The sequence below is a fragment of the Streptococcus mobilis genome (assembly GCF_059727625.1).
Map to the genome: position 1 here is coordinate 1,533,608 of NZ_AP041823.1, position 20,808 is coordinate 1,554,415.

Here is a 20,808-nt window from a genome sequence, read left to right on the forward strand (position 1 = left end):
AACTCAAAAAAATAAACCGTTTTCTTTATAGGAAGAAAGCAACACAAAAAACGCCTCGAAAGGCGTTTGTATTATAGATCTATTTATAAGGATTGGTACAAATCATTGTATCGTTGACTAGCCGTATCCCATGAGAAGTCACGCGTCATAGCTTGCTCTTGGAGACCATACCAAGCCTGTTTGTCATTGTAGTAGACAGCCAAGGCTTCATCAACTGCCCAGTTAAACCAATAGCCAGACAAATTATTGAAACTAAAGCCTGTTCCACTTCCATCAACAGCATTATACGGTTGGACCGTATCTCGAAGTCCGCCGACTTCATGCACTAAAGGAAGGGTTCCATAACGCATGGCCATCATTTGAGAAAGACCACACGGTTCAAAACGGCTTGGCATCAAGAAGACATCCGACGCTGCATAGATTTCTTGGGCCAATTGGACATCAAATGTGATATTCGCTGAAAGTTTATCTGGGTAGGCTTGACCAAACCAAGCAAAGGCATTTTCAAATCCAGGATCTCCTGTACCGAGCAAGACAATCTGAATATCCTTTTGCAAGAGTTGATGCAACTCTTCTACCACCACGTCAAAGCCTTTTTGACGTGTCAAACGAGAGACGATCCCAAACAAAGGAACATCATCGCGAACAGGTAGACCGACACGTTCTTGAAGAGCTCGTTTACTAGCTGCTTTACCTGAAAGATCTGAGAGACTGAAGTGATACGTCAAGAGTGGATCCGTTTCAGGATTATACAGATCTGCATCAATCCCGTTAACAATTCCGGTCACCTTGCCAGACTCCATCCGAAGGATCTGATCCAAGCCACAACCATATTCAGCAGTCATAATCTCATGCGCATAGCTAGGAGAAACAGTTGTCACACGGTCAGCATATAGAATGCCGGCTTTCATCCAGTTCAGGCAATCATTCCATCGAAGTGTTCCATCTGCATAGCGTTCAAATCCAACTCCGAAAAGATCCCACAACATTCCTGGGTCGAACTGACCTTGGAATTCCAAATTATGGATGGTCAATACTGTCTTAATTCCATGATAAGCTTGAATCCAACGGTATTTTTCCTTCAGCAAGAAAGGAATCATCGCCGTATGGTAATCATGGGCATGAAGAACATCTGGAATGAAGTCAACTCGTTCCATCGTTTCTAAGGCCGCGAGCTGGAAGAAGGCAAAGCGTTCGCCATCATCGAAGTCACCATACACATGACCTCTAAAGAAATAATGTTGGTTATCAATAAAGTAAAAGGTGACTCCATCGCGCACAATGCGTTTCACACCAACATATTGACTTCTCCAGCCAACCTTGGTCTCAAAATGCAAGACATCTTCGATTTGATCTCCAAACTTAGCCTCTACCATATCATAGTAAGGGAGGATCACGCGCACATCATGACCACTTTTCGCTAAGGATTTAGGAAGAGCGCCAATAACGTCTCCCAAACCACCTGTTTTAGAAAACGGTGCTCCTTCAGCTGCAACAAATAATAGTTTCATTAGACAATATCCTCTGTAACAATCGTTCCTTTTTTAACCACGACAGGTGCTTCTTCTGTCCCACGAATCGTCACACCAGCAGCCACTTCAACACCCTTATCCAGAATGGCATGTTCGACGATTGCATTTTCATGAATCACAACACCAGGGAAGAGAAGGCTACTGCGTACTTCTGAACCTTCATAAAGGCGTACCCGACGTGAAACAATGGAACGTTCAACGGTTCCTTCTACAATACTACCCGAAGCAAATTGAGACGTTTTAATATGTGAAGTCTTGGAATAATACGTTGGTTCTTCATTCTTCACTTTCGTATACACCTTTTGGTTTGGTGAAAAGAGCTTCATGAATTTTTGGTTTTCCAACATATCCAAGTTTGCATGGTAGTATGATTCAACTGAATGAATATTGGCTAAGTAACCTGTATATTCAAAGGCAAAAGCATTGTATTCCACCGCCAAATCACGCAAGATATAGCGCAATTTTTGTGGGTATTCTTTCTTGGCTTCTTCTTCAATTTTTTCAATCAACCAAGGAGTATCTACAATAAAGACATCTGTTGACATATTGTAGACTTCATCAGGATTCTGACCATCAAAAAGTTTTTGCTCTGTAACATGGTCTGTTTCATCAATTTCCAAGACAGCATTCACTTCAGAAATGTTTTGCAGATGCAACTTTTTATAAACCACTGTAATCGGACGATCAATGGTATTATGAAGGTGGAAAATCTGATTGAGGTCAATATTCATTAATACATCACAGTTCAAAGCAACTGTTTGATTAGAACCAGACCGTTTCAAATAGGTTAATAATTGTTGGTAGTATTCTGGTCCTACCGTTGTATTTTCAACTGGAGTATTATAGATTCCGAGGTAATAGTGGCTCAATAAAGTAGACAAGCCCCACTCACGACCTGAACGAATATGGTCAAAGACCGAACTAATATTTTCTTGTTGGAAAATCCCAAAAACACTACGAATACCAGCATTTGCAAGACTAGACAATGGGAAGTCGATTAAGCGGTATTTCCCATCAAACGGTAGGGATGCTACCGGACGATGGCTGGTCAAAGTGGACATATCATGATACCCAACTGTATTTCCTAAAATGGCTGAATATTTATCAATCTTCATCTGTTGCTACCCCCACTTTTTCATTGTAACCGACAACTTGTACTTCCTCTGTTCCATCAATCACGACACCTTCTGCAATGACTGCGCCTTCTCCGATAATCGCGCGTTTCACGACAGCTCCTTTACCGATAATGGCATTGCTCATCACGACAGCATCTTCGACAACTGCTCCTTCACGAACTTGAGCTTCTGTTGATAAGATGGAGTGTTTGACTGTACCGTCTACCGAACAACCGTCTACGACAAGAGAATCTTCGACGTGGCCATGTTCCCCAAAGAAGTTCGGTGGAGAAATGAGGTTGCGTGAATAGATTTTCCAGTGACGATCGCGACTATCCAAGGCATTATTTGGATCGATATATTCCATATTGGCTTCCCAAAGAGACTCAATCGTACCAACGTCTTTCCAATAACCATTGAATTCATAAGCATAAACACTTTCGCCTGATTCTAGATAAGTTGGAATGACATTTTTACCGAAGTCTGACATATCGATATCACTCTTTTCAGCAGCAACCAACATATTGCGGAGACGAGCCCAGTCAAAGATGTAAATCCCCATGGAAGCCTTGGTAGATTTTGGTTCAGCTGGTTTTTCTTCAAATTCGACAATCCGATTATTGGCATCTGTATTCATGATTCCAAAACGGCTTGCTTCCTTCAAAGGTACATCTAGGACGGCAACAGTTAAGCTTGCATTATTATCCTTGTGCGCTTGAAGCATATCATCGTAATCCATCTTATAGATGTGGTCCCCAGATAATATCAAGACATATTCCGGATTGATGCTGTCGATATAGTCGATGTTTTGGAGGATGGCATGGCTAGTTCCTTCAAACCAACGATTTCCTTCACTAGCTGAATAAGGTTGGAGAATAGACACACCCGTATTGATTCCATCCAAGCCCCAGCTGGAACCATTCCCAATATGGCTGTTAAGGGCAAGTGGCTGGTACTGTGTAATCACACCAACATTGTGAATTCCTGAGTTGGCGCAGTTTGATAGCGCAAAATCGATAATCCGATAGCGCCCACCAAATTGAACCGCAGGTTTTGCGATGTTTTTGGTTAATTTTCCAAGACGTGTTCCTTGCCCACCGGCAAGAATTAAAGCGAGCATTTCATTCTTCATTGACTACTTCCTCTTTTTAAAGCTTGGACTCCCATAGAGTCAACCGATCGTCATTTCTTATCTGATGTTTTAGATTTTGTCTTACGCACCTTGCGTTTTACCTTCCAAATACTAGCCCCTAAAGCCGGCAAAGTAAAGGTCAAAGTTTGTTCATAATCCTTCCACAGTCCATCTTGAGACTGAACTGTCGGATTGTGCTCTTTCCAGACACCTCCCCATTCTTCTAATTCTGTATTCCAAATTTCTTCATAGACCGCTGATACAGGCACACCAATCGTAAAGTCCTTGCGTTCCACTGGTGCCATATTGAAAACACACACCAGAAGATCGCCTTTACGATTTTTCCGAACCATAGACAAGACGCTCTGATCCCGGTTATCTGCATCAATAATCTCTAAGCCATCAAAGCTATCATCAATCTCCCACAATTCCTTGTGTTCTTTGTAGAAATGATTGAGCTGAGAAGTGAAACGACGCATCTTAGCATTCATTTCATCCTCTAGATTGCCCCATTCCAGTTGCTCTTCTGACTTCCATTCCAAAAATTGACCAAATTCTGAACCCATAAAGAGTAATTTCTTACCTGGATGGCAAATCTGATAGGTCAAGAGGTTACGGAGTCCAGCAAATTGATTGTAACGATCTCCCCACATCTTATGCATCAAACTCTTCTTACCATGCACCACTTCATCGTGTGAAAATGGTAGTAAGAAGTTTTCAGAAAATGCATACATGAAACTAAAAGTTACCAGGTTAAAGTCAAATTTCCGGTAGACGGGATCTTCTTCATAGAATCGAAGGATATCATTCATCCAACCCATATTCCATTTATAGTCAAAGCCAAGTCCACCTTCTTCTTCAGGACCCGTGATCTTTTGACCAGCAGAACTTTCTTCTGCAATCATCATGACATCTGGGTGTTCGTTCTTGATAATCGCATTCAAACGTCTAAGGAAATGAACGCCTTCGTAGTTGAGGTTTCCACCATCAATATTTGGTGTCCATGGACCACTATCGTAGTCAAGATAGAGCATATTGCTCACAGCATCGACCCGAATTCCATCTAAATGATAGGTTTCAATCCAAAATTTTAAACTAGAAATCAAGAAAGACTGTACTTGATTCTTTCCTAAATCGAAGTTCAAAGCTCCCCAACCATAGTTATGGGCCCGATGTTCATCCTGATACTCAAAAGTTGGTGTTCCATCATAATATGCCAAAGCATCATCATTAATGATGAAATGGCCAGGCACCCAATCCACGATCACTCCGATATTGTTGAGGTGACATTCTTCCACGAAATCTTGAAATTCTTCTGGGCTACCATAAGTCTGCTCGAGGGCAAAATAGCCCATGAGCTGATACCCCCAGCTCAATCCCAATGGATGGGCCATCACTGGCATAAATTCTACGTGGGTGTAGTTCATCTCAACCAAATAAGGGATGAGTTCTTCTTTTAGTTGTTTGAAAGTATAGGAACTATAATCATCATTTCGTTTCCATGATCCTGCGTGAACCTCATAGATATTAACAGGTCGTTCCTTAAAACCAAATTTTTTACGGCGTGCTCTCCAAAGACCGTCTTTCCAGTTCTTTTCCGGAATGGTCTTAATGATAGACCCTGTATTGGGTCGTTTTTCCATCCATAACGCTAGAGGATCAATTTTTTGAACCTGATGACCATTATTTCGTGTCACCAAATATTTGTATATATCTCCCTCTTTTGCATCTGAACAGAAAACTTCCCAGACGCCTCCTTCATTACGGACCATTGGAATTTTCCGTGCTTCCCAATCAGTAAAGTCACCAATCAGATCAACTGCCTGAGCATTGGGAGCCCAAACACGGAAAGCATATCCTTCTTGTTCTCCCCTTGTTTCCTTGTGAGCACCTAAATACTCTTGAAGCTGGAAATTATCCCCTCTTCCAAATGTCCATAAGTCTGTGCTTCTATCCATATACTCACCTCTTTTATTTTTTGAAAGCGTTTTCTAATTGTTTTTATTTTACTATAAAATCACTTAATTTTCAAGTTGATTCCAGGAAAATCATGTAAATTTATCAGGAAAAGTTCTTTCATTTTCTTTTCCGAACCTTTTACTTCATTCCTTCGCTTTCCTCCTAATCTTACTTACGATTATACTATATATACGAGGAAAATTAAAGAAAAAACCGAACATTTAAACCACTATTTTTATTACTAACTAGTTTATTACGAATAAAATGAACATTTTTATGAACAATGTAAAAAAAGACTAAGACAGATTTGTCTTAGTCTTGTTGAATTTTTAGTCTACGTTCACATATTCTTTTGAAAGTTCAAGAACTTCTTCCATTGTTGAACATTCAGTAAGAGCACGGTTAGCGTATTCTTCCATTTTAGCTGTGTCGAGTTTCTTCATCAAGCTACGTGTACGAAGGACAGATGTAGCTGACATAGAGAACTCATCCAAGCCCATTCCGACAAGAAGTGGAACGGCAGTTTGGTCACCGGCCATTTCACCACACATACCAGCCCATTTGCCTTCAGCGTGAGCCGCTTTGATCACGTTGTTGATCAAACGAAGGATAGATGGGTTATATGGTTGGTAAAGGTATGAAACTTGTTCGTTCATACGGTCAGCAGCCATTGTGTATTGGATCAAGTCGTTTGTACCAATTGAGAAGAAATCAACTTCCTTAGCAAATTGGTCAGCAAGCATTGCAGCAGCTGGGATTTCAATCATGATCCCTACTTGGATATCGTCTGCAACGGAAACACCTTCAGCAAGCAATTTAGCTTTTTCTTCTTCAAGAATACCTTTAGCCGTACGGAACTCCGTCAACAAAGCAACCATTGGGAACATGATCCGCAATTTACCGTGAACAGATGCACGAAGCAAAGCACGCAATTGTGTACGGAACATTTGATTACCAGTTTCAGAGATAGAAATACGCAAAGCACGGTAACCCAAGAATGGGTTCATTTCTTTAGGAAGATCGAAGTAAGGGAGTTCTTTATCCCCACCGATATCCATTGTACGAACGACAACAGGTTTACCGTTCATACCTTCAAGAACTGCTTTGTAAGCTTCATATTGGTCATCTTCAGTTGGGAAGTCTTGAGAATCCATATACAAGAATTCTGTACGATAGAGACCAACAGCTTCTGCACCATTATCATTTACACCTTCAACATCTTTAGGTGTACCGATGTTAGCAGCCAATTCGAAATGTTTTCCATCAGCAGTAACTGTTTGAGCATCTTTAAGGAGAGCCCATTCAGCTTTTTGTTTAGCGTAAGCTTCACCAGCCGCTTTGAAGGCTGCGATTTGTTCCTCAGTTGGGTTGATCACCACTTCACCAGTAATACCTGAAACAGCCAAAACATCACCATCTTTGACAAGTTCTGTGATGTTATTTGTTCCAAGAACGGCTGCGATTTCAAGTGTACGCGCCATGATAGCTGAGTGACTTGTACGTCCACCGATGTTAGTAACAAAGGCTTTTACGTACTTTTTGTTCAACTGAGCTGTATCAGATGGTGTCAAGTCATGCGCCACCACGATTGCTTCTTCATTGATAGAAGCAGGGTTTGGCAATTTCTTACCAAGCAAGTTGGCAAGGACACGTTTGGTAACGTCGCGAATGTCTGCTGCACGTTCTTGCATGTAAGGATTGTCTTCCATTCCTTCAAAGATTGCAATGAACATGTCAGTGACTTCTTTCAAGCCAGCCTCTGCATTGATTTTTTTCGTACGAATCGTTTCTTTGATCTGACCAATCATTTCAGGGTCAGCGAGAACCATCATATGCGCATCAAAAACTTGCGCTGCTTCTTCACCAAGGCTTGCTACTGCATTCTCCCGAATAAGAGAAAGCTCGTTTTGTGAAGCTTCAAGAGCTGCATCCAAACGAGCTTCTTCTGCACTTGTATCTTCGACTGAAACAGTCTCAAATGATAAGTCTGGTTGAATGAGCAAATATGCCTTAGCAACGGCAACACCGTCAGATGCTGCAATTCCTTTTAGCATTTTTGTCATATTTTTAAGCCAATCCTTCTTTAGTCATTGTTTCTGAGATAGCTGCGATCGCATCATCAGCATCAGCACCTTCAGCAGAAATTACAACGTCAGCACCTTGACCAACACCAAGGCTCATAACACCCATGATTGATTTCAAGTTAACTGATTTACCTTTGTATTCAAGAGTGATGTCTGATGCAAATTTGCTAGCAGTTTGAACCAACAAAGTTGCTGGACGTGCGTGGATACCTGTTTCTGCCACGATGTGGAAATCTTTAGAAGCCATAATTGGACTCTCCTTTTAAAAAATAGTTTTTGAGTTACCTTTTGATAACCCTTACAATTTGGTATTATATCATCTTTTGAAATTTTTTTCAAGATTTTTATCACTGACTTACAGAAAAAGACTGCGAAAAATCCCAATTTAGATACATTCTAAGAAGCTACTGAAGAACGGAGAAAATATCTTTTCAATTTTCTACTATATTATAAGTAACATTTTCCTCCGCTTTCAAATAAAAAGAAGCAACTGAACCACAGGATATTGATTCACCAAAAAATTATAACTAATTAAAGATGCTTTAAAGCCTATTCCTATCCCATTTCTTGGAATTTCTCAATTTCCGTCCACCACAATATATTGTGTTTTAAAAACCCCATTTCATATCTTTGCACAATATTTAGTTTTATTTGGTTGACAAGTTGCTGGATTTTGTTTATACTGTTTACAGATTTATATTTCGATAGGAGAACGAAAAAGAAATGGTAACCATTTATTCAAAAAATAATTGTGTTCAGTGCAAAATGACCAAACGCTTTCTTGATAGCAATCAAGTAGAATATCGCGAAATTAACTTAGATGAACAGCCAGAATTTGTAGAACATGTTAAAAACCTTGGCTTCAATGCTGCTCCAGTTATTCAAACACCGGATGAAGTATTTTCTGGTTTTCAACCAGCTAAGTTGAAGAAACTTTCATAATAAACACAGTATTTTGCTTAAATAGGGTCTAGCGTTAGCAACCTAACACTAGACTTTTTACTTGGAAAGAGAGGACTTCTCCTCTTCATTTTTTTGAACTAGAAAAGGATTATTATGGGATTAAAATCTCTTGAAGATGTGACGTATTTTCGTCTTAACAATGAAATCAACCGTCCAGTAAACGGCCAAATCATGCTTCATAAAGATAAAGAAGCTTTGGATGCGTTCTTTAAAGAAAATGTTGTACCAAATACTAAAGCCTTTGACTCGATTACAGACAAGATTCAGTACCTTCTCGAGCACAATTACATTGAGAGAGCTTTTATCGAGAAATACCGTCCTGAATTTTTAGAGGAATTGGCCCAATTTATCAAAGACCAAAACTTCCAATTCAAGTCCTTCATGGCGGCCTACAAATTCTATAACCAATACGCTTTGAAAACAAATGATGGAGAATACTACCTTGAAAGCATGGAAGACCGTGTCCTCTTCAATGCTCTCTACTTTGCAGATGGAAATGAAGCTATCGCGCGAGACATCGCAAACGAAATTATCCACCAACGTTACCAACCAGCTACTCCTTCTTTCTTAAACGCTGGTCGTGCCCGTCGCGGCGAATTGGTTTCTTGTTTCTTGATCCAAGTAACCGATGACATGAATGCGATTGGACGTTCTATCAACTCTGCCCTTCAACTTTCACGTATCGGTGGTGGGGTTGGGATCTCCCTCAGCAACCTTCGTGAAGCTGGAGCACCAATCAAGGGCTACGAAGGAGCCGCTTCTGGGGTCGTTCCTGTTATGAAACTCTTCGAAGATAGCTTCTCTTACTCGAACCAATTGGGACAACGCCAAGGGGCTGGTGTGGTTTACTTGAACGTCTTCCACCCAGACATCATTGCCTTCCTTTCTACTAAGAAAGAAAACGCCGATGAAAAAGTTCGGGTTAAGACCCTCTCACTTGGAGTCGTCGTACCAGACAAATTCTATGAGTTAGCGCGTAAAAATGAAGAAATGTACCTCTTCAGCCCATACTCTGTTGAGCGTGAATACGGAGTACCATTCAACTACATCGACATCACTGAAAAATACGATGAGTTAGTCGCTAATCCAAATATCCGTAAGACAAAAATCAAGGCACGTGATTTGGAAACTGAAATTTCTAAATTGCAACAAGAATCTGGCTACCCTTATGTAGTCAACATCGATACTGCTAACCGGGCAAACCCAGTTGATGGGAAAATCATCATGAGTAACTTGTGTTCAGAGATCCTCCAGGTTCAAGAACCAAGCTTGATCAACGATGCCCAAGAATTTGTCCAAATGGGAACAGACGTCTCCTGTAACCTTGGTTCCACCAACGTGGTTAACATGATGACTTCACCTGATTTTGGACGTTCTATTCGTGCCATGGTCCGTGCCTTGACCTTCGTCACTGATAGTTCTCATATCGTCGCTGTTCCTACTATCGACCACGGAAATAGCCTTGCGCATACCTTTGGTCTTGGAGCCATGGGACTTCATAGCTACCTTGCCCAACAATTGATTGAATATGGATCACCTGAATCTGTTGAGTTTACGAGTATCTACTTCATGCTCATGAACTACTGGACTCTCGTAGAATCAAACAATATCGCACGTGAACGAGGCATTACCTTCCACAACTTTGAAAAATCAGACTATGCCAACGGTAGCTACTTTGATAAGTACACGACTGGAGAATTTGTACCAAAATCTGATCGCGTCAAAGAACTCTTTAAAGATATCTTCATCCCTAGTGCAGAAGACTGGGCAGAATTGCGTGCGAAGGTTCAAGCAGATGGTCTTTACCACCAAAATCGCTTGGCTGTTGCACCAAATGGTTCTATCAGCTACATCAATGACGTATCTGCTTCTATCCACCCAATCACACAACGGATTGAAGAACGCCAAGAGAAGAAAATCGGGAAGATCTACTACCCTGCAGCTGGATTGTCAACAGATACCATTCCATACTACACTTCTGCCTACGACATGGATATGCGTAAGGTGATTGATGTTTATGCGGCTGCAACTGAGCACGTAGACCAAGGTCTTTCACTGACCCTCTTTATGCGCAGTGACATTCCAAAAGGTCTTTACGAATGGAAAACTGAAAACAAACAAACCACTCGTGACTTATCTATCCTTCGTAACTACGCCTTTAACAAGGGTATCAAGTCTATCTACTATGTCCGTACCTTTACAGATGATGGTGGAGAAGTTGGTGCCAACCAATGTGAAAGCTGTGTCATCTAAGACACTCAGATCCATTGCTACCAAAAAGTCGGTTCGCCGACTTTTTGTGCGGTATTCTAACAATTGTGTTAAAATAATAATGATTGTATGATCGAATGAATTAGAAAAAGAAAGAGATTTCAAATGGAAACTTACTACAAAGCCATTAACTGGAATGCCATCGAGGATGTCATCGATAAATCTACTTGGGAAAAGCTAACCGAACAATTTTGGTTGGATACACGTATTCCTTTGTCAAACGACTTGGATGACTGGAGAAAGTTGTCTAATAAAGAAAAAGACCTAGTTGGTAAAGTCTTTGGTGGATTGACGCTCTTGGATACCATGCAGTCTGAAACGGGTGTGCAAGCTCTTCGCGCAGATATTCGTACGCCTCATGAAGAAGCCGTCTTTAACAACATCCAATTTATGGAATCTGTCCACGCTAAGTCTTACTCTTCTATCTTTTCGACCTTGAATACCAAGTCAGAAATCGAAGAGATTTTCGAATGGACCAATACCAATCCTTTCCTTCAAAAGAAGGCAGAAATCATCAATGAAATCTACCTCAATGGGACTCCTCTTGAAAAGAAAGTAGCCAGCGTCTTCCTTGAAACCTTCCTCTTCTACTCTGGTTTCTTCACACCGCTCTACTATCTTGGAAACAACAAGTTGGCCAACGTGGCTGAGATCATCAAGTTGATCATTCGGGACGAATCAGTTCACGGAACCTATATCGGCTACAAGTTCCAACTCGGATTTAACGAATTACCAGAAGACGAACAAGAAAAACTCAAAGAATGGATGTATGACTTACTCTACACCCTCTATGAAAACGAAGAAGGCTATACAGAGAGCCTCTATGACGGTGTTGGCTGGACAGAGGAAGTCAAGACTTTCCTTCGTTACAACGCTAATAAAGCCCTCATGAACCTGGGACAAGATCCGCTCTTCCCTGACTCAGCAGATGATGTCAACCCAATCGTCATGAACGGAATCTCAACCGGAACATCCAACCACGACTTCTTCTCTCAAGTCGGAAATGGATACCTCCTCGGTGAAGTAGAAGCCATGCAGGATGACGATTACAACTACGGACTATAAGACAAAAACCTTTCCAGACGGAAAGGTTTTTTTGTTGCAATTTTTTCTGATTGGATCCCCTTCTTATTTGAAAAAAGAGGCTGGGACAAAATGTACTGACCCCAAAAAGTTAGACAATTAATTTATCCAAAGGATTTAGTTCTGTATTGCACAGGACTGAGTCCTTTTAGTTTTACCTTAATGCGTTTGTTGTTGTAGTAATCAATATAGTCTACAATAGCTTGTTCCAATTGCTTAAGTGAGTGAAACGTCTTCTCATAACCATAAAACATCTCAGACTTAAGAATGCCAAAGAAGGACTCCATCATACCATTGTCTGGACTATTACCCTTACGTGACATGGATGCTTGAATTCCCTTACTCTCTAGGAATCGATGATAAGAATCGTGTTGGTATTGCCAGCCCTGGTCACTATGGAGAATTGTATTTTTATAATGCTCCTCTGTGAAGGCTTGTTCCAACATTAATTTCACTTGTGCTAAGTTGGGCGAAGTAGAAAGATTATAGGCGATAATTTCGCTATTAAAGCCATCTAAAACTGGTGATAAGTAGAGTTTTTGACTGCTCGCCGGAATGGCAAACTCTGTCACATCTGTGTAGCACTTTTCCATTGGTTTGGATGCTTCAAATTGGCGTTGAATAAGGTTATCTGCTTTCTTTCCAATCTCTCCTTGGTATGAAGAATACTTCCGTTTACGACGAATACGTGCACTTAAACCAAGGACCTTCATCAGACGTTGAACCTTCTTATGATTCACTACAAAACCACGATTCCTTAATTCAAGAGTAACTCTACGATAGCCGTAATTTCCCTTATGTTCATCATAAATGGCTTGTATTTCCACTTTGATAGCTTGATCTTTATCTACTTGATTCAGTTGCTTTAAGTGGTAATAATAGGCTGAACGAGCAAGTTTGATAATGTTTAGAAGAATATCTAAAGGAAACTCTGTTACCAATCCTTGAACAATTTCTGTTTTTCTTCTTGCTTCTTTTCGTCCCTCAATCGGAGTTCTCTCAACTTTTTTAGAATAGCATTCTCCGCTCTCAGGTACTCATTTTCTGCTTGAAGACGTTCTAACTCTGTCATCTCTTCAGGTTTTTTCTTTGGTTTACGTCCCATTTTAGGCGGTCTCCCTCTTGTTTTCTCAACAATAGTATACCCGTTTTTCTTATATTGTGCTATCCAATTAGGCAACATTCCAACACTTGGAAGAGCATAATCTAGAGACACCCTTATTTGTGAACGACCTTCAATCAGAACTTTATCAATGATTTCTCGTTTTAATTTAGGAGAATAATAACGATTCCTCCCCTTTTTAACAAACTCTATACCGTAACGATCCATCAATTTAATCATGTACTGAAGATTGGGAATTTTTATCCCAAATATATTTGAAAGCTCTTTGAAGCTTCGCCCTTGTTTTCTAAGTTCATAGACCTGAACTTTATCTTCATAAGTTAATTTCATTATAAAACACCCCAAAAGTTAGATTTTTTCTGTCTAACTTTTGGGGTGCAGTTCAAAAGTCCTAGTCTCTTTTTGTTGTTGGATTGTCGAGCAAGACGCAGTGGTTGAGTGGGCTCTACTACGCTGATTTCATCAGCTTTTACAGCCTACTCAACTGTGCGGAGGTGGGACGACGAAATCGAATTCTAACGAATGTCCGATTTCTGTCCCACTCTCTCCTATTATTACAATTTACCTGCTACTGCATCCAACAATTCTTGGATTTTCGCTTGGTTGCTTCCTCCTGCCATGGCCATGTCTGGTTTACCACCACCACGTCCATCGACGATTGGAGCCAATTCTTTAATGACATTACCTGCATGGACCTCTTTTGTCTTGCTGGCTACAAGGACATTCACTTTGTCACCGATGGCTGCGACAAGGACAAGCACATCAGAGTAGTCTTTTTGTTTCCAGTTATCCGCGAAGGTACGAAGGGCACCTGCATCTGATACAGAAACTTGGCTTGCGATAAAGCTGTGACCATTTGCTTCTTGAACATTCTTGAAGACATCACCTGCTGCTGCAGCCGCTGCTTTTTCCTTCAATTCTGCATTTTCTTTTTGCAATTGACGGAGTTGCTCTTGAAGGCCTTCCACCTTGTGAGGGACTTCTTTGAGTTGAGGGGCTTTTAAGGTTGCTGCGACTGCTTTCAGAGCATCTTCTTGATCACGATAAGCTTCGAAGGCTTCCTTACCAGTCACTGCCAAGATACGACGAGTTCCTGATCCGATCCCTTCTTCTTTGACAATCTTGAAGAGACCGATTTCAGAAGTATTGCCTACATGGGTACCACCACAGAGTTCCACTGAGTAGTCACCGATGGTGACAACACGGACTTCTTTACCGTATTTCTCACCAAAGAGGGCCATGGCTCCCATTTCTTTAGCAGTATCGATATCTGTTTCAATTGTTTCTACTGCGATTGCTTCCCAGATCTTCTCATTGACTTGTTGCTCAATAGCGCGTAATTCTTCAGGAGTTACGGCTTGGAAGTGAGTAAAGTCAAAGCGAAGGAATTCTACTTCATTGAGAGATCCTGCTTGGGTTGCGTGGTTACCAAGAATATTGTGAAGAGCCGCATGGAGCAAGTGAGTTGCTGTGTGGTTCTTCATAACACGGTGACGACGATTCGTATCAATGGCCAAGGTGTATTCTTGGTTCAAGGCAAGAGGAGCAAGGACTTCAACAGTATGGAGTGCTTGTCCATTTGGTGCTTTTTGAACGTCTGTTACAGTCGCTACGACATTTCCTGCCGCATCCAAGATTTGACCGTGGTCAGCTACTTGTCCACCCATTTCAGCGTAGAAAGGTGTTTCTGCAAAGATCAGTGATGCAGTTCCTTCTGAAACAGCTTCTACTTCAGCATTGTCCGCTACGATAGCTACCAACTTAGAAGGCAATTGACTGGCATTATAGTTAAAGACACTTTCAACTGTGATGTTTTGAAGGGTTTCATTTTGCATTCCCATAGATCCGCCTTTAACAGCTGATGCACGCGCACGTTCTTGTTGTTCCTTCATTGCTGCTTCAAAGCCTTCACGGTCGACTGTCATTCCAGCTTCTTCGGCAATTTCTTCTGTCAATTCTACTGGGAATCCGTATGTATCATAGAGTTTGAAGACATCTTGACCAGCGATAACCGTTTGGCCTTTTTCTTTCAAGTCTTCAACGATGGTTTGGGCAAAGTGTTGACCAGAGTTCAAGGTACGAGCAAAAGATTCTTCTTCACTCTTGATGATTTTTTCAATGAACTCTTGTTTTTCAAGTACTTCTGGGTAGTAGCTTTCCATGATCTTCCCAACGGTTGGAACCAATTTATACAAGAAGGTTCCTTCGATCCCCAATTTTTGACCATGCATAGAAGCACGACGGAGGAGACGACGAAGAACGTAACCACGACCTTCATTACCAGGAAGAGCCCCATCCCCAATCGCAAATGAAAGCGAACGGATGTGGTCTGCAATCACCTTGAAGCTCATGTTGTCTCCATCTGGATCATAGGTTTTACCAGACATCTTTTCAACTTCACGGATAATCGGCATGAAGAGGTCTGTTTCAAAGTTGGTCTTCGCTCCTTGGATAACGGCTACCAAACGCTCTAAACCAGCGCCCGTATCAATGTTCTTGTGAGGCAATTCCTTATATTCGCTACGAGGAACAGCAGGGTCTGCGTTAAATTGTGACAAGACAATGTTCCAGATTTCGATGTAACGGTCGTTTTCGATATCTTCTGCAAGCAAGCGAAGGCCAATATTTTCAGGGTCAAAAGCTTCACCACGGTCAAAGAAGATTTCAGTATCTGGTCCAGAAGGTCCCGCACCAATTTCCCAGAAGTTGTCTTCGATTGGAATCAAGTGACTTGGATCCACACCAACAGCGATCCAACGGTTGTATGAATCCTTATCATCTGGATAATAGGTCATGTAAAGTTTGTCTTTGGGGAAGTCGAACCATTCAGGACTTGTCAAAAGCTCATAAGCCCAAGTAATGGCTTCATCACGGAAGTAATCCCCGATGGAGAAGTTCCCCAACATTTCAAACATAGTATGGTGACGCGCTGTCTTCCCTACGTTTTCAATATCATTGGTACGAATAGCCTTTTGAGCATTGGTAATCCGTGGGTTTTCAGGTTTGATGGTCCCATCAAAGTATTTCTTAAGAGTGGCAACCCCTGAGTTAATCCACAAAAGGGTTGGGTCGTTTACAGGAACCAAGCTAACAGATGGTTCTACTGAGTGGCCTTTGCTTGCCCAGAAATCAAGCCACATTTGGCGGACTTGTGCACTAGATAATTGTTTCATGTTTTTCTCCTAATTCTTATTTAACTAATTGGCGCCAGTTTCCAACATTTCGACGTAATCGATGGCGACACAAAGCGAGATGACTAAATCCGCGTACTCGTCCTCATAGACCGATACTTGATAGGTCGAGGTGAGATGAAAGAGTTCTTTGCTAATCTCAGCGACGATTTGATCCCGATCATCGAACAATTTGAATTCCAGGTCCCAGATATTTCCCTGCACCCGAAGCCCCAAATCTTCGATTTCGTATTTGTCTCTGAAGAGCGTCAGCTTTTTATGGATATAAAAGCGGTCCCCATTCACCAACTCAACCTCAAATTTTGGAAGAAGGCTGATTGTTTTTTTGGTGATATGGCTAACTTTTTCTCCATTCTTATCATAAATGGTAAAAGTCTTGGGAATCTTAAGAAAGGATCCCTCAACCTGGTATTCGACATTTCCTAACTCATCTTTGATATCGAAGCGTTCGCCACCCAATCGAAATTTTTGTTTCACTTGATAGGTTCTCATCTTTTGATCTCCTTTGAAAAGCTTCAGAGAACGATTCACAAACAAAAGACAAGCCACTAAACGAAGGGCGAAAAACCGCGGTACCACCTTCATTCAATGAACTTGTCATTCTTCATTTTGTATGCAATTGTCTCAGCCGAGTAGCAAAATCATTTCTCTTCCATGGCTCGCACCCCCGCCACTTCTCTGATTCCGAGTAACAATGATTTATTCTCAACTATTTCATTATACAAGTTCCAAAAGGAACCGTCAACTATTTTTTAGATGATGAGCTGCTACCGCTTGTTTCAACACCGATATTTTGCAAATATTGGTTGAATGTTGATTTGAAGGCGTCATCTTTGACCTTGATATTGGCATTGGTCATCGCTTTTGCAATAATGCTACGGATGTAGTTAGTATCTTGCTTACGACCGTCAACAATGATCTCTTTCAGACGTTTTTCGTATTTCTTCCAGTCAGAACCTTTTTCTGTCTTCTTGTTCAATTTGACAATATAGTAGCTAGCAGAATAGTTTTGACCTGCTGAAACTGTGATGACATCTGAAATTCCATTTTCATCCAACTTAAAGGCAGCTTCTTTGACTTGAGATGGAATATCCGCTGTTCCTGAATCGAACTTAACTTCGCCACCTTTGTCTTTTGTAGCAGTATCTGTCGAATTGTCTTTGGCGATTTGGGCAAAGTCTGCACCTTCAGCTTTAGCAGCTTCCAACACTTCTTTTGCTTTATCTTCAGAATCCAACTTAATAATTTGTGCTGTTACTTCTGGTGTGTAAGATTCAAAAGCCGCCTTGTAGTCTGACTCTTTGATATCTTTCTTAGCAGCTTGATTAACTGCATATTCCAACAACATATTGCTACGGATTTGTTTCTTCGCTGTTTCTTCCGTCAAGCCTTGTTGCGCCAAGTAAGCATCGAATTGGTTCCCCAATTGTTTCTTTTGTTTAGCCAATTCTTTATCGACTTCTTTATCAGAAACTTTTGATCCATATTCTTTTTCAAAGACTTTATTGATGGTCATTTGGAAAAGAACTTGTTGAGCACCTTGGTTTGTTTTGATTTCATCATAGAAATCAGAAACTGTAATCGTGTCCCCTTTCATGGTCACGACGTCTTTGTTTGTGCCATTGGCACATGCTGCTAGCGTTACGACTGATAGCAAGGTCACAGCACCTGCTACAAGTTTTTTCTTCATGAAAATTATTCTCCGTTCCTTTTTAAACTTCTTCTATTTTACCACAAATTAGAGAGAATACCTTAAATTTACCTAAAAAGAGCTAGGATCTGGCAAGGTTACCGTCTCTGCATTCTTACGAATCATCAAAATACCATCTCCAAGTGGCACCAAACTAGCGGTCAAATCTGGATGACTGAGAGTTGCATTAAAGAGATTTTGAAGCCCCCGGTAAATGGTTCGTTGCCCACGACGCACTTCCATGATGTCTTTGGCAACATCTCCCCCTTGGAAAATATCATCCAGTACCACAATTCCTCCAACTTCTAAGAGTTCGAGGATCCGTGGCAAAAAGACAATGTATTTAGACTTGGCTGAGTCCATAAAGACAAAGTCATAGGTCTCTGTTAAATCCTGTAAGACATCTACAGCATCTCCTTCAAGCAAGGTGATTTGCTTTCTCTGATCGTATTTAGCCAGATTTTCCTTAGCAAAACCAATCATTTCTTCATTCCGATCAATAGTGGTAATTTGTGCATTGGGAGCATGTTCAGCCATTAAGAGAGCTGAAAAACCAATTGCTGTCCCAATTTCAAGGATTTTCTTTGGTTGTAAAGCTTGCAAGAGTAGTCTAAAGTATGCTACCGTTTCATGCGGGATGATGGGAATATTTTCCTTGCGGGCGAATGCTTCTAATTCCTTCAGGGCACCAGCTACCGGCTTTTGACGGGTCCGCATAAAGTCAACGATCTCGTCTTTAACGACTGGCCGACGCATATTGTGGTTGGCATTTTTACTATAAGACTCTACCATTTTATGCGAGTCCTAATTTTTCTACTAGGGCTTCAAATTCATTCAAACGACGTTCAAAGACTGCAAAGGCTGCGTCCAAATAGTCTTCTTTTTCCATATCCACACCTGCTTTGCGGATGACATTTAGTGGATAATCAGAGTTTCCAGCCTTCAAGTAGTCGATATATTTGTCACGATCTTCTTGGGTTCCATGAACGATTTTTTCAGCTAGAGCTGAAGCTGCTGCAAAACCTGTTGAATATTGGAAAACGTAGTAGTTATAGTAGAAGTGAGGAATACGAGCCCATTCATATTGGATTTCAGGGTTGTCTTCTTTTGAAAGACCGTAGTATTTCTCATTGAGTTCTGCATAGAGGTTGTTCAAGAATTCACTAGTCAAAACGGTACCTTCTTGGTCTGCTTTATGGATAGCATGCTCAAATTCGGCAAACTGAGTTTGACGGAAGACGGTTCCACGGAAGCCATCCAAGAAGTGATTCAAAATAGCAAAACGAGTTGCATCGTCTTCTACTTCTTCTAGGAGACGTTCTGTCAAGATATTTTCATTGGTTGTAGAGGCAATTTCAGCAAGGAAAATAGAGTAGTCTCCATAAACATACGGCTGAGTTTCACGGGTATAGCTAGAATGCATACTGTGACCTGTCTCATGCACCAAGGTGAAGAGGTTATCCAATGTATCTTGCCAGTTCAACAACATGAAGGCATTGGTATCATAAGAACCACCTGAATAGGCACCTGAGCGTTTTCCTTGGTTGACATTCACATCGATCCACCGTTCGCTGAAGGCACGTTTCACACGAGAAAGATAATCCTCACCCAAAACAGCCAAGACTTCTTCTGCTTTGGCCAATGATTCTTCATAAGTAAACTTGTAGTCTGTATCGGATAATGGCGTATACATATCGTACATCTTCAAGTCTGAGATTCCTAGAATTTTTGAGCGCAATTGCACATAACGTTGCAAAAGTGGCAAGTGTTTGTTCACAGCTGCTACCAAGCTATCATAAACACTTTCTGGTACAAAGTTATCAGAAAGGGCTGCTTCACGGGCAGATGAGAATTTGCGAACTTTGGCATTGAAGTTGTGAACTTTTACATTGGTTTGCAAGGTTTTTGCATAGGTATGTTGGTACTGTTCATAGACCTTGTAGAGACCTTCATAAGCTTCTTTACGAACGGCACGATCTTTTGACTCTACCAAAGAAATATAGTTTCCATGGGTTAATTGAACTTCTTCACCCTTGTCATCATGCACAGTTGGAAAAACAATATCTGCATTGTCCAAAATTTCAAATGTTTCCCCACCAGCAGCAAAGATCTCACCAGCTCCTGCAAGTAATTCTTCCTCTTTTTGGGACAAGACATGTTCTTTTTTCTCTAGCAAACGATCAAAATAATGACCATATTGTTCCAAGTCTGGAACCTCACTCACAAAAGCTTTGTACTGCTCATCCGTAATGGCCATGAACTCAGGCTCATAGAAGGCAAAAGTTTCGCCTAACAAGCTATAAAGAGACATCCCTTTTGATTGGTATTCTTGGTATTTAGCCACTCGTGTATCTTGGTCATTTTTCATATGAGCATAGACATAGACCTTTTCTAAGCGACGGCTCAATTCCAAATAAGCATTGGTTGTCTCCAAAAGCGTTTGCGCTGAATCCAACAAATGGCCAGCATAGTGGCTTGCTGCTTTAATATCTGCAGCTAAGCTGGCTGCTTCTTCTTCCCAAGCTTGATCTGTCGCAAAAATAGTCGACAAATCCCATTGGTATTTTTCATCAATTTCATTACGTTGTTTTACCATTTCGATTAATCCTCCAATGGTTCTATTTTAGCACAAAAATGAACATTTCGGGAGGATTTCTATCTTATA

Annotated in this window: 15 protein-coding genes; 3 read left to right on the forward strand and 12 right to left on the reverse strand. The window is 41.0% G+C overall.

Annotation, left to right across the window (positions count from 1 at the left end; all coding sequences use genetic code 11):
• Positions 1-83: 83 nt before the first annotated feature.
• The 6 genes from glgA to AC6IZR_RS07340 form a co-directional block, all read right to left on the reverse strand.
• On the reverse strand, positions 84-1,511 hold the full coding sequence (gene glgA, locus AC6IZR_RS07315) for a glycogen synthase GlgA (protein WP_003006424.1): 1,428 nt from the start codon (positions 1,509-1,511) through the stop codon (positions 84-86).
• Complete coding sequence (gene glgD / locus AC6IZR_RS07320) at positions 1,511-2,647, reverse strand: glucose-1-phosphate adenylyltransferase subunit GlgD (RefSeq protein ID WP_023917696.1); 1,137 nt, start codon at positions 2,645-2,647, stop codon at positions 1,511-1,513. Before glgD ends, glgA begins: the two co-directional genes overlap by 1 nt.
• Positions 2,637-3,779: a glucose-1-phosphate adenylyltransferase gene (locus AC6IZR_RS07325; protein WP_014713084.1), complete on the reverse strand. Its 1,143-nt coding sequence runs from the start codon at positions 3,777-3,779 to the stop codon at positions 2,637-2,639. Before AC6IZR_RS07325 ends, glgD begins: the two co-directional genes overlap by 11 nt.
• Before the next feature lie 50 nt (positions 3,780-3,829).
• Positions 3,830-5,737, reverse strand: coding sequence for a 1,4-alpha-glucan branching protein GlgB (gene glgB, locus AC6IZR_RS07330; protein WP_497848365.1), 1,908 nt, complete (start codon positions 5,735-5,737; stop codon positions 3,830-3,832).
• Positions 5,738-6,067: 330 nt separating this feature from the next.
• Complete coding sequence (gene ptsP, locus AC6IZR_RS07335; RefSeq protein WP_497848366.1) at positions 6,068-7,801, reverse strand: phosphoenolpyruvate--protein phosphotransferase; 1,734 nt, start codon at positions 7,799-7,801, stop codon at positions 6,068-6,070.
• A 4-nt stretch (positions 7,802-7,805) separates the two neighbouring features.
• The gene (locus AC6IZR_RS07340) at positions 7,806-8,069 is read right to left on the reverse strand and encodes a phosphocarrier protein HPr (protein ID WP_003006411.1); all 264 of its coding nucleotides are present in this window, start codon (positions 8,067-8,069) and stop codon (positions 7,806-7,808) included.
• 476 nt (positions 8,070-8,545) lie between these two features.
• On the opposite strand from AC6IZR_RS07340, the gene nrdH reads away from it, so the two are divergent.
• The 3 genes from nrdH to nrdF all read left to right on the forward strand — a co-directional run bounded on the left by nrdH (position 8,546) and on the right by nrdF (position 12,121).
• Positions 8,546-8,764: a glutaredoxin-like protein NrdH gene (gene nrdH / locus AC6IZR_RS07345; protein WP_368403703.1), complete on the forward strand. Its 219-nt coding sequence runs from the start codon at positions 8,546-8,548 to the stop codon at positions 8,762-8,764.
• Between the two features lie 114 nt (positions 8,765-8,878).
• Complete coding sequence (gene nrdE, locus AC6IZR_RS07350) at positions 8,879-11,038, forward strand: class 1b ribonucleoside-diphosphate reductase subunit alpha (protein WP_371494649.1); 2,160 nt, start codon at positions 8,879-8,881, stop codon at positions 11,036-11,038.
• Positions 11,039-11,161: 123 nt separating this feature from the next.
• A complete protein-coding gene (gene nrdF / locus AC6IZR_RS07355) occupies positions 11,162-12,121 on the forward strand; it encodes a class 1b ribonucleoside-diphosphate reductase subunit beta (protein WP_037608336.1) in 960 nt (319 codons plus the stop codon).
• A gap of 122 nt (positions 12,122-12,243) precedes the next feature.
• Here nrdF and AC6IZR_RS07360 read toward each other — a convergent pair.
• The 6 genes from AC6IZR_RS07360 to pepF all read right to left on the reverse strand — a co-directional run bounded on the left by AC6IZR_RS07360 (position 12,244) and on the right by pepF (position 20,739).
• Positions 12,244-13,592, reverse strand: a protein-coding gene (locus AC6IZR_RS07360) for an IS3 family transposase (protein ID WP_497848367.1) whose coding sequence is annotated in 2 segments (ribosomal slippage) — positions 12,244-13,160 and positions 13,160-13,592 — 1,350 coding nt in all. Because the reading frame shifts where the segments join, the coding sequence is not laid out codon by codon here.
• A 224-nt stretch (positions 13,593-13,816) separates the two neighbouring features.
• Positions 13,817-16,435, reverse strand: a complete 2,619-nt coding sequence (gene alaS, locus AC6IZR_RS07365) for an alanine--tRNA ligase (RefSeq protein ID WP_371494651.1) — start codon at positions 16,433-16,435, stop codon at positions 13,817-13,819.
• Positions 16,436-16,459: 24 nt separating this feature from the next.
• The gene (locus tag AC6IZR_RS07370) at positions 16,460-16,945 is read right to left on the reverse strand and encodes an LURP-one-related/scramblase family protein (protein ID WP_497848368.1); all 486 of its coding nucleotides are present in this window, start codon (positions 16,943-16,945) and stop codon (positions 16,460-16,462) included.
• 253 nt (positions 16,946-17,198) lie between these two features.
• Positions 17,199-18,143, reverse strand: coding sequence for a peptidylprolyl isomerase PrsA (gene prsA / locus AC6IZR_RS07375; protein WP_485787440.1), 945 nt, complete (start codon positions 18,141-18,143; stop codon positions 17,199-17,201).
• A gap of 72 nt (positions 18,144-18,215) precedes the next feature.
• Positions 18,216-18,935: an O-methyltransferase gene (locus AC6IZR_RS07380; protein ID WP_497848369.1), complete on the reverse strand. Its 720-nt coding sequence runs from the start codon at positions 18,933-18,935 to the stop codon at positions 18,216-18,218.
• Position 18,936: 1 nt separating this feature from the next.
• The gene (gene pepF / locus AC6IZR_RS07385; RefSeq protein WP_497848370.1) at positions 18,937-20,739 is read right to left on the reverse strand and encodes an oligoendopeptidase F; all 1,803 of its coding nucleotides are present in this window, start codon (positions 20,737-20,739) and stop codon (positions 18,937-18,939) included.
• Positions 20,740-20,808: the final 69 nt, after the last annotated feature.

Bases quoted from the DNA above. Each gene is read 5' to 3' on its own strand.
- alaS (WP_371494651.1), bottom strand. From the start codon at position 16,435: ATGAAACAATTATCTAGTGCACAAGTCCGCCAAATGTGGCTTGATTTC.
- AC6IZR_RS07380 (WP_497848369.1), bottom strand. From the start codon at position 18,935: ATGGTAGAGTCTTATAGTAAAAATGCCAACCACAATATGCGTCGGCCA.
- AC6IZR_RS07370 (WP_497848368.1), bottom strand. From the start codon at position 16,945: ATGAGAACCTATCAAGTGAAACAAAAATTTCGATTGGGTGGCGAACGC.
- glgB (WP_497848365.1), bottom strand. From the start codon at position 5,737: ATGGATAGAAGCACAGACTTATGGACATTTGGAAGAGGGGATAATTTC.
- nrdH (WP_368403703.1), top strand. From the start codon at position 8,546: ATGGTAACCATTTATTCAAAAAATAATTGTGTTCAGTGCAAAATGACC.
- glgA (WP_003006424.1), bottom strand. From the start codon at position 1,511: ATGAAACTATTATTTGTTGCAGCTGAAGGAGCACCGTTTTCTAAAACA.
- nrdE (WP_371494649.1), top strand. From the start codon at position 8,879: ATGGGATTAAAATCTCTTGAAGATGTGACGTATTTTCGTCTTAACAAT.
- glgD (WP_023917696.1), bottom strand. From the start codon at position 2,647: ATGAAGATTGATAAATATTCAGCCATTTTAGGAAATACAGTTGGGTAT.
- ptsP (WP_497848366.1), bottom strand. From the start codon at position 7,801: ATGACAAAAATGCTAAAAGGAATTGCAGCATCTGACGGTGTTGCCGTT.
- AC6IZR_RS07325 (WP_014713084.1), bottom strand. From the start codon at position 3,779: ATGAAGAATGAAATGCTCGCTTTAATTCTTGCCGGTGGGCAAGGAACA.
- pepF (WP_497848370.1), bottom strand. From the start codon at position 20,739: ATGGTAAAACAACGTAATGAAATTGATGAAAAATACCAATGGGATTTG.
- prsA (WP_485787440.1), bottom strand. From the start codon at position 18,143: ATGAAGAAAAAACTTGTAGCAGGTGCTGTGACCTTGCTATCAGTCGTA.
- AC6IZR_RS07340 (WP_003006411.1), bottom strand. From the start codon at position 8,069: ATGGCTTCTAAAGATTTCCACATCGTGGCAGAAACAGGTATCCACGCA.
- nrdF (WP_037608336.1), top strand. From the start codon at position 11,162: ATGGAAACTTACTACAAAGCCATTAACTGGAATGCCATCGAGGATGTC.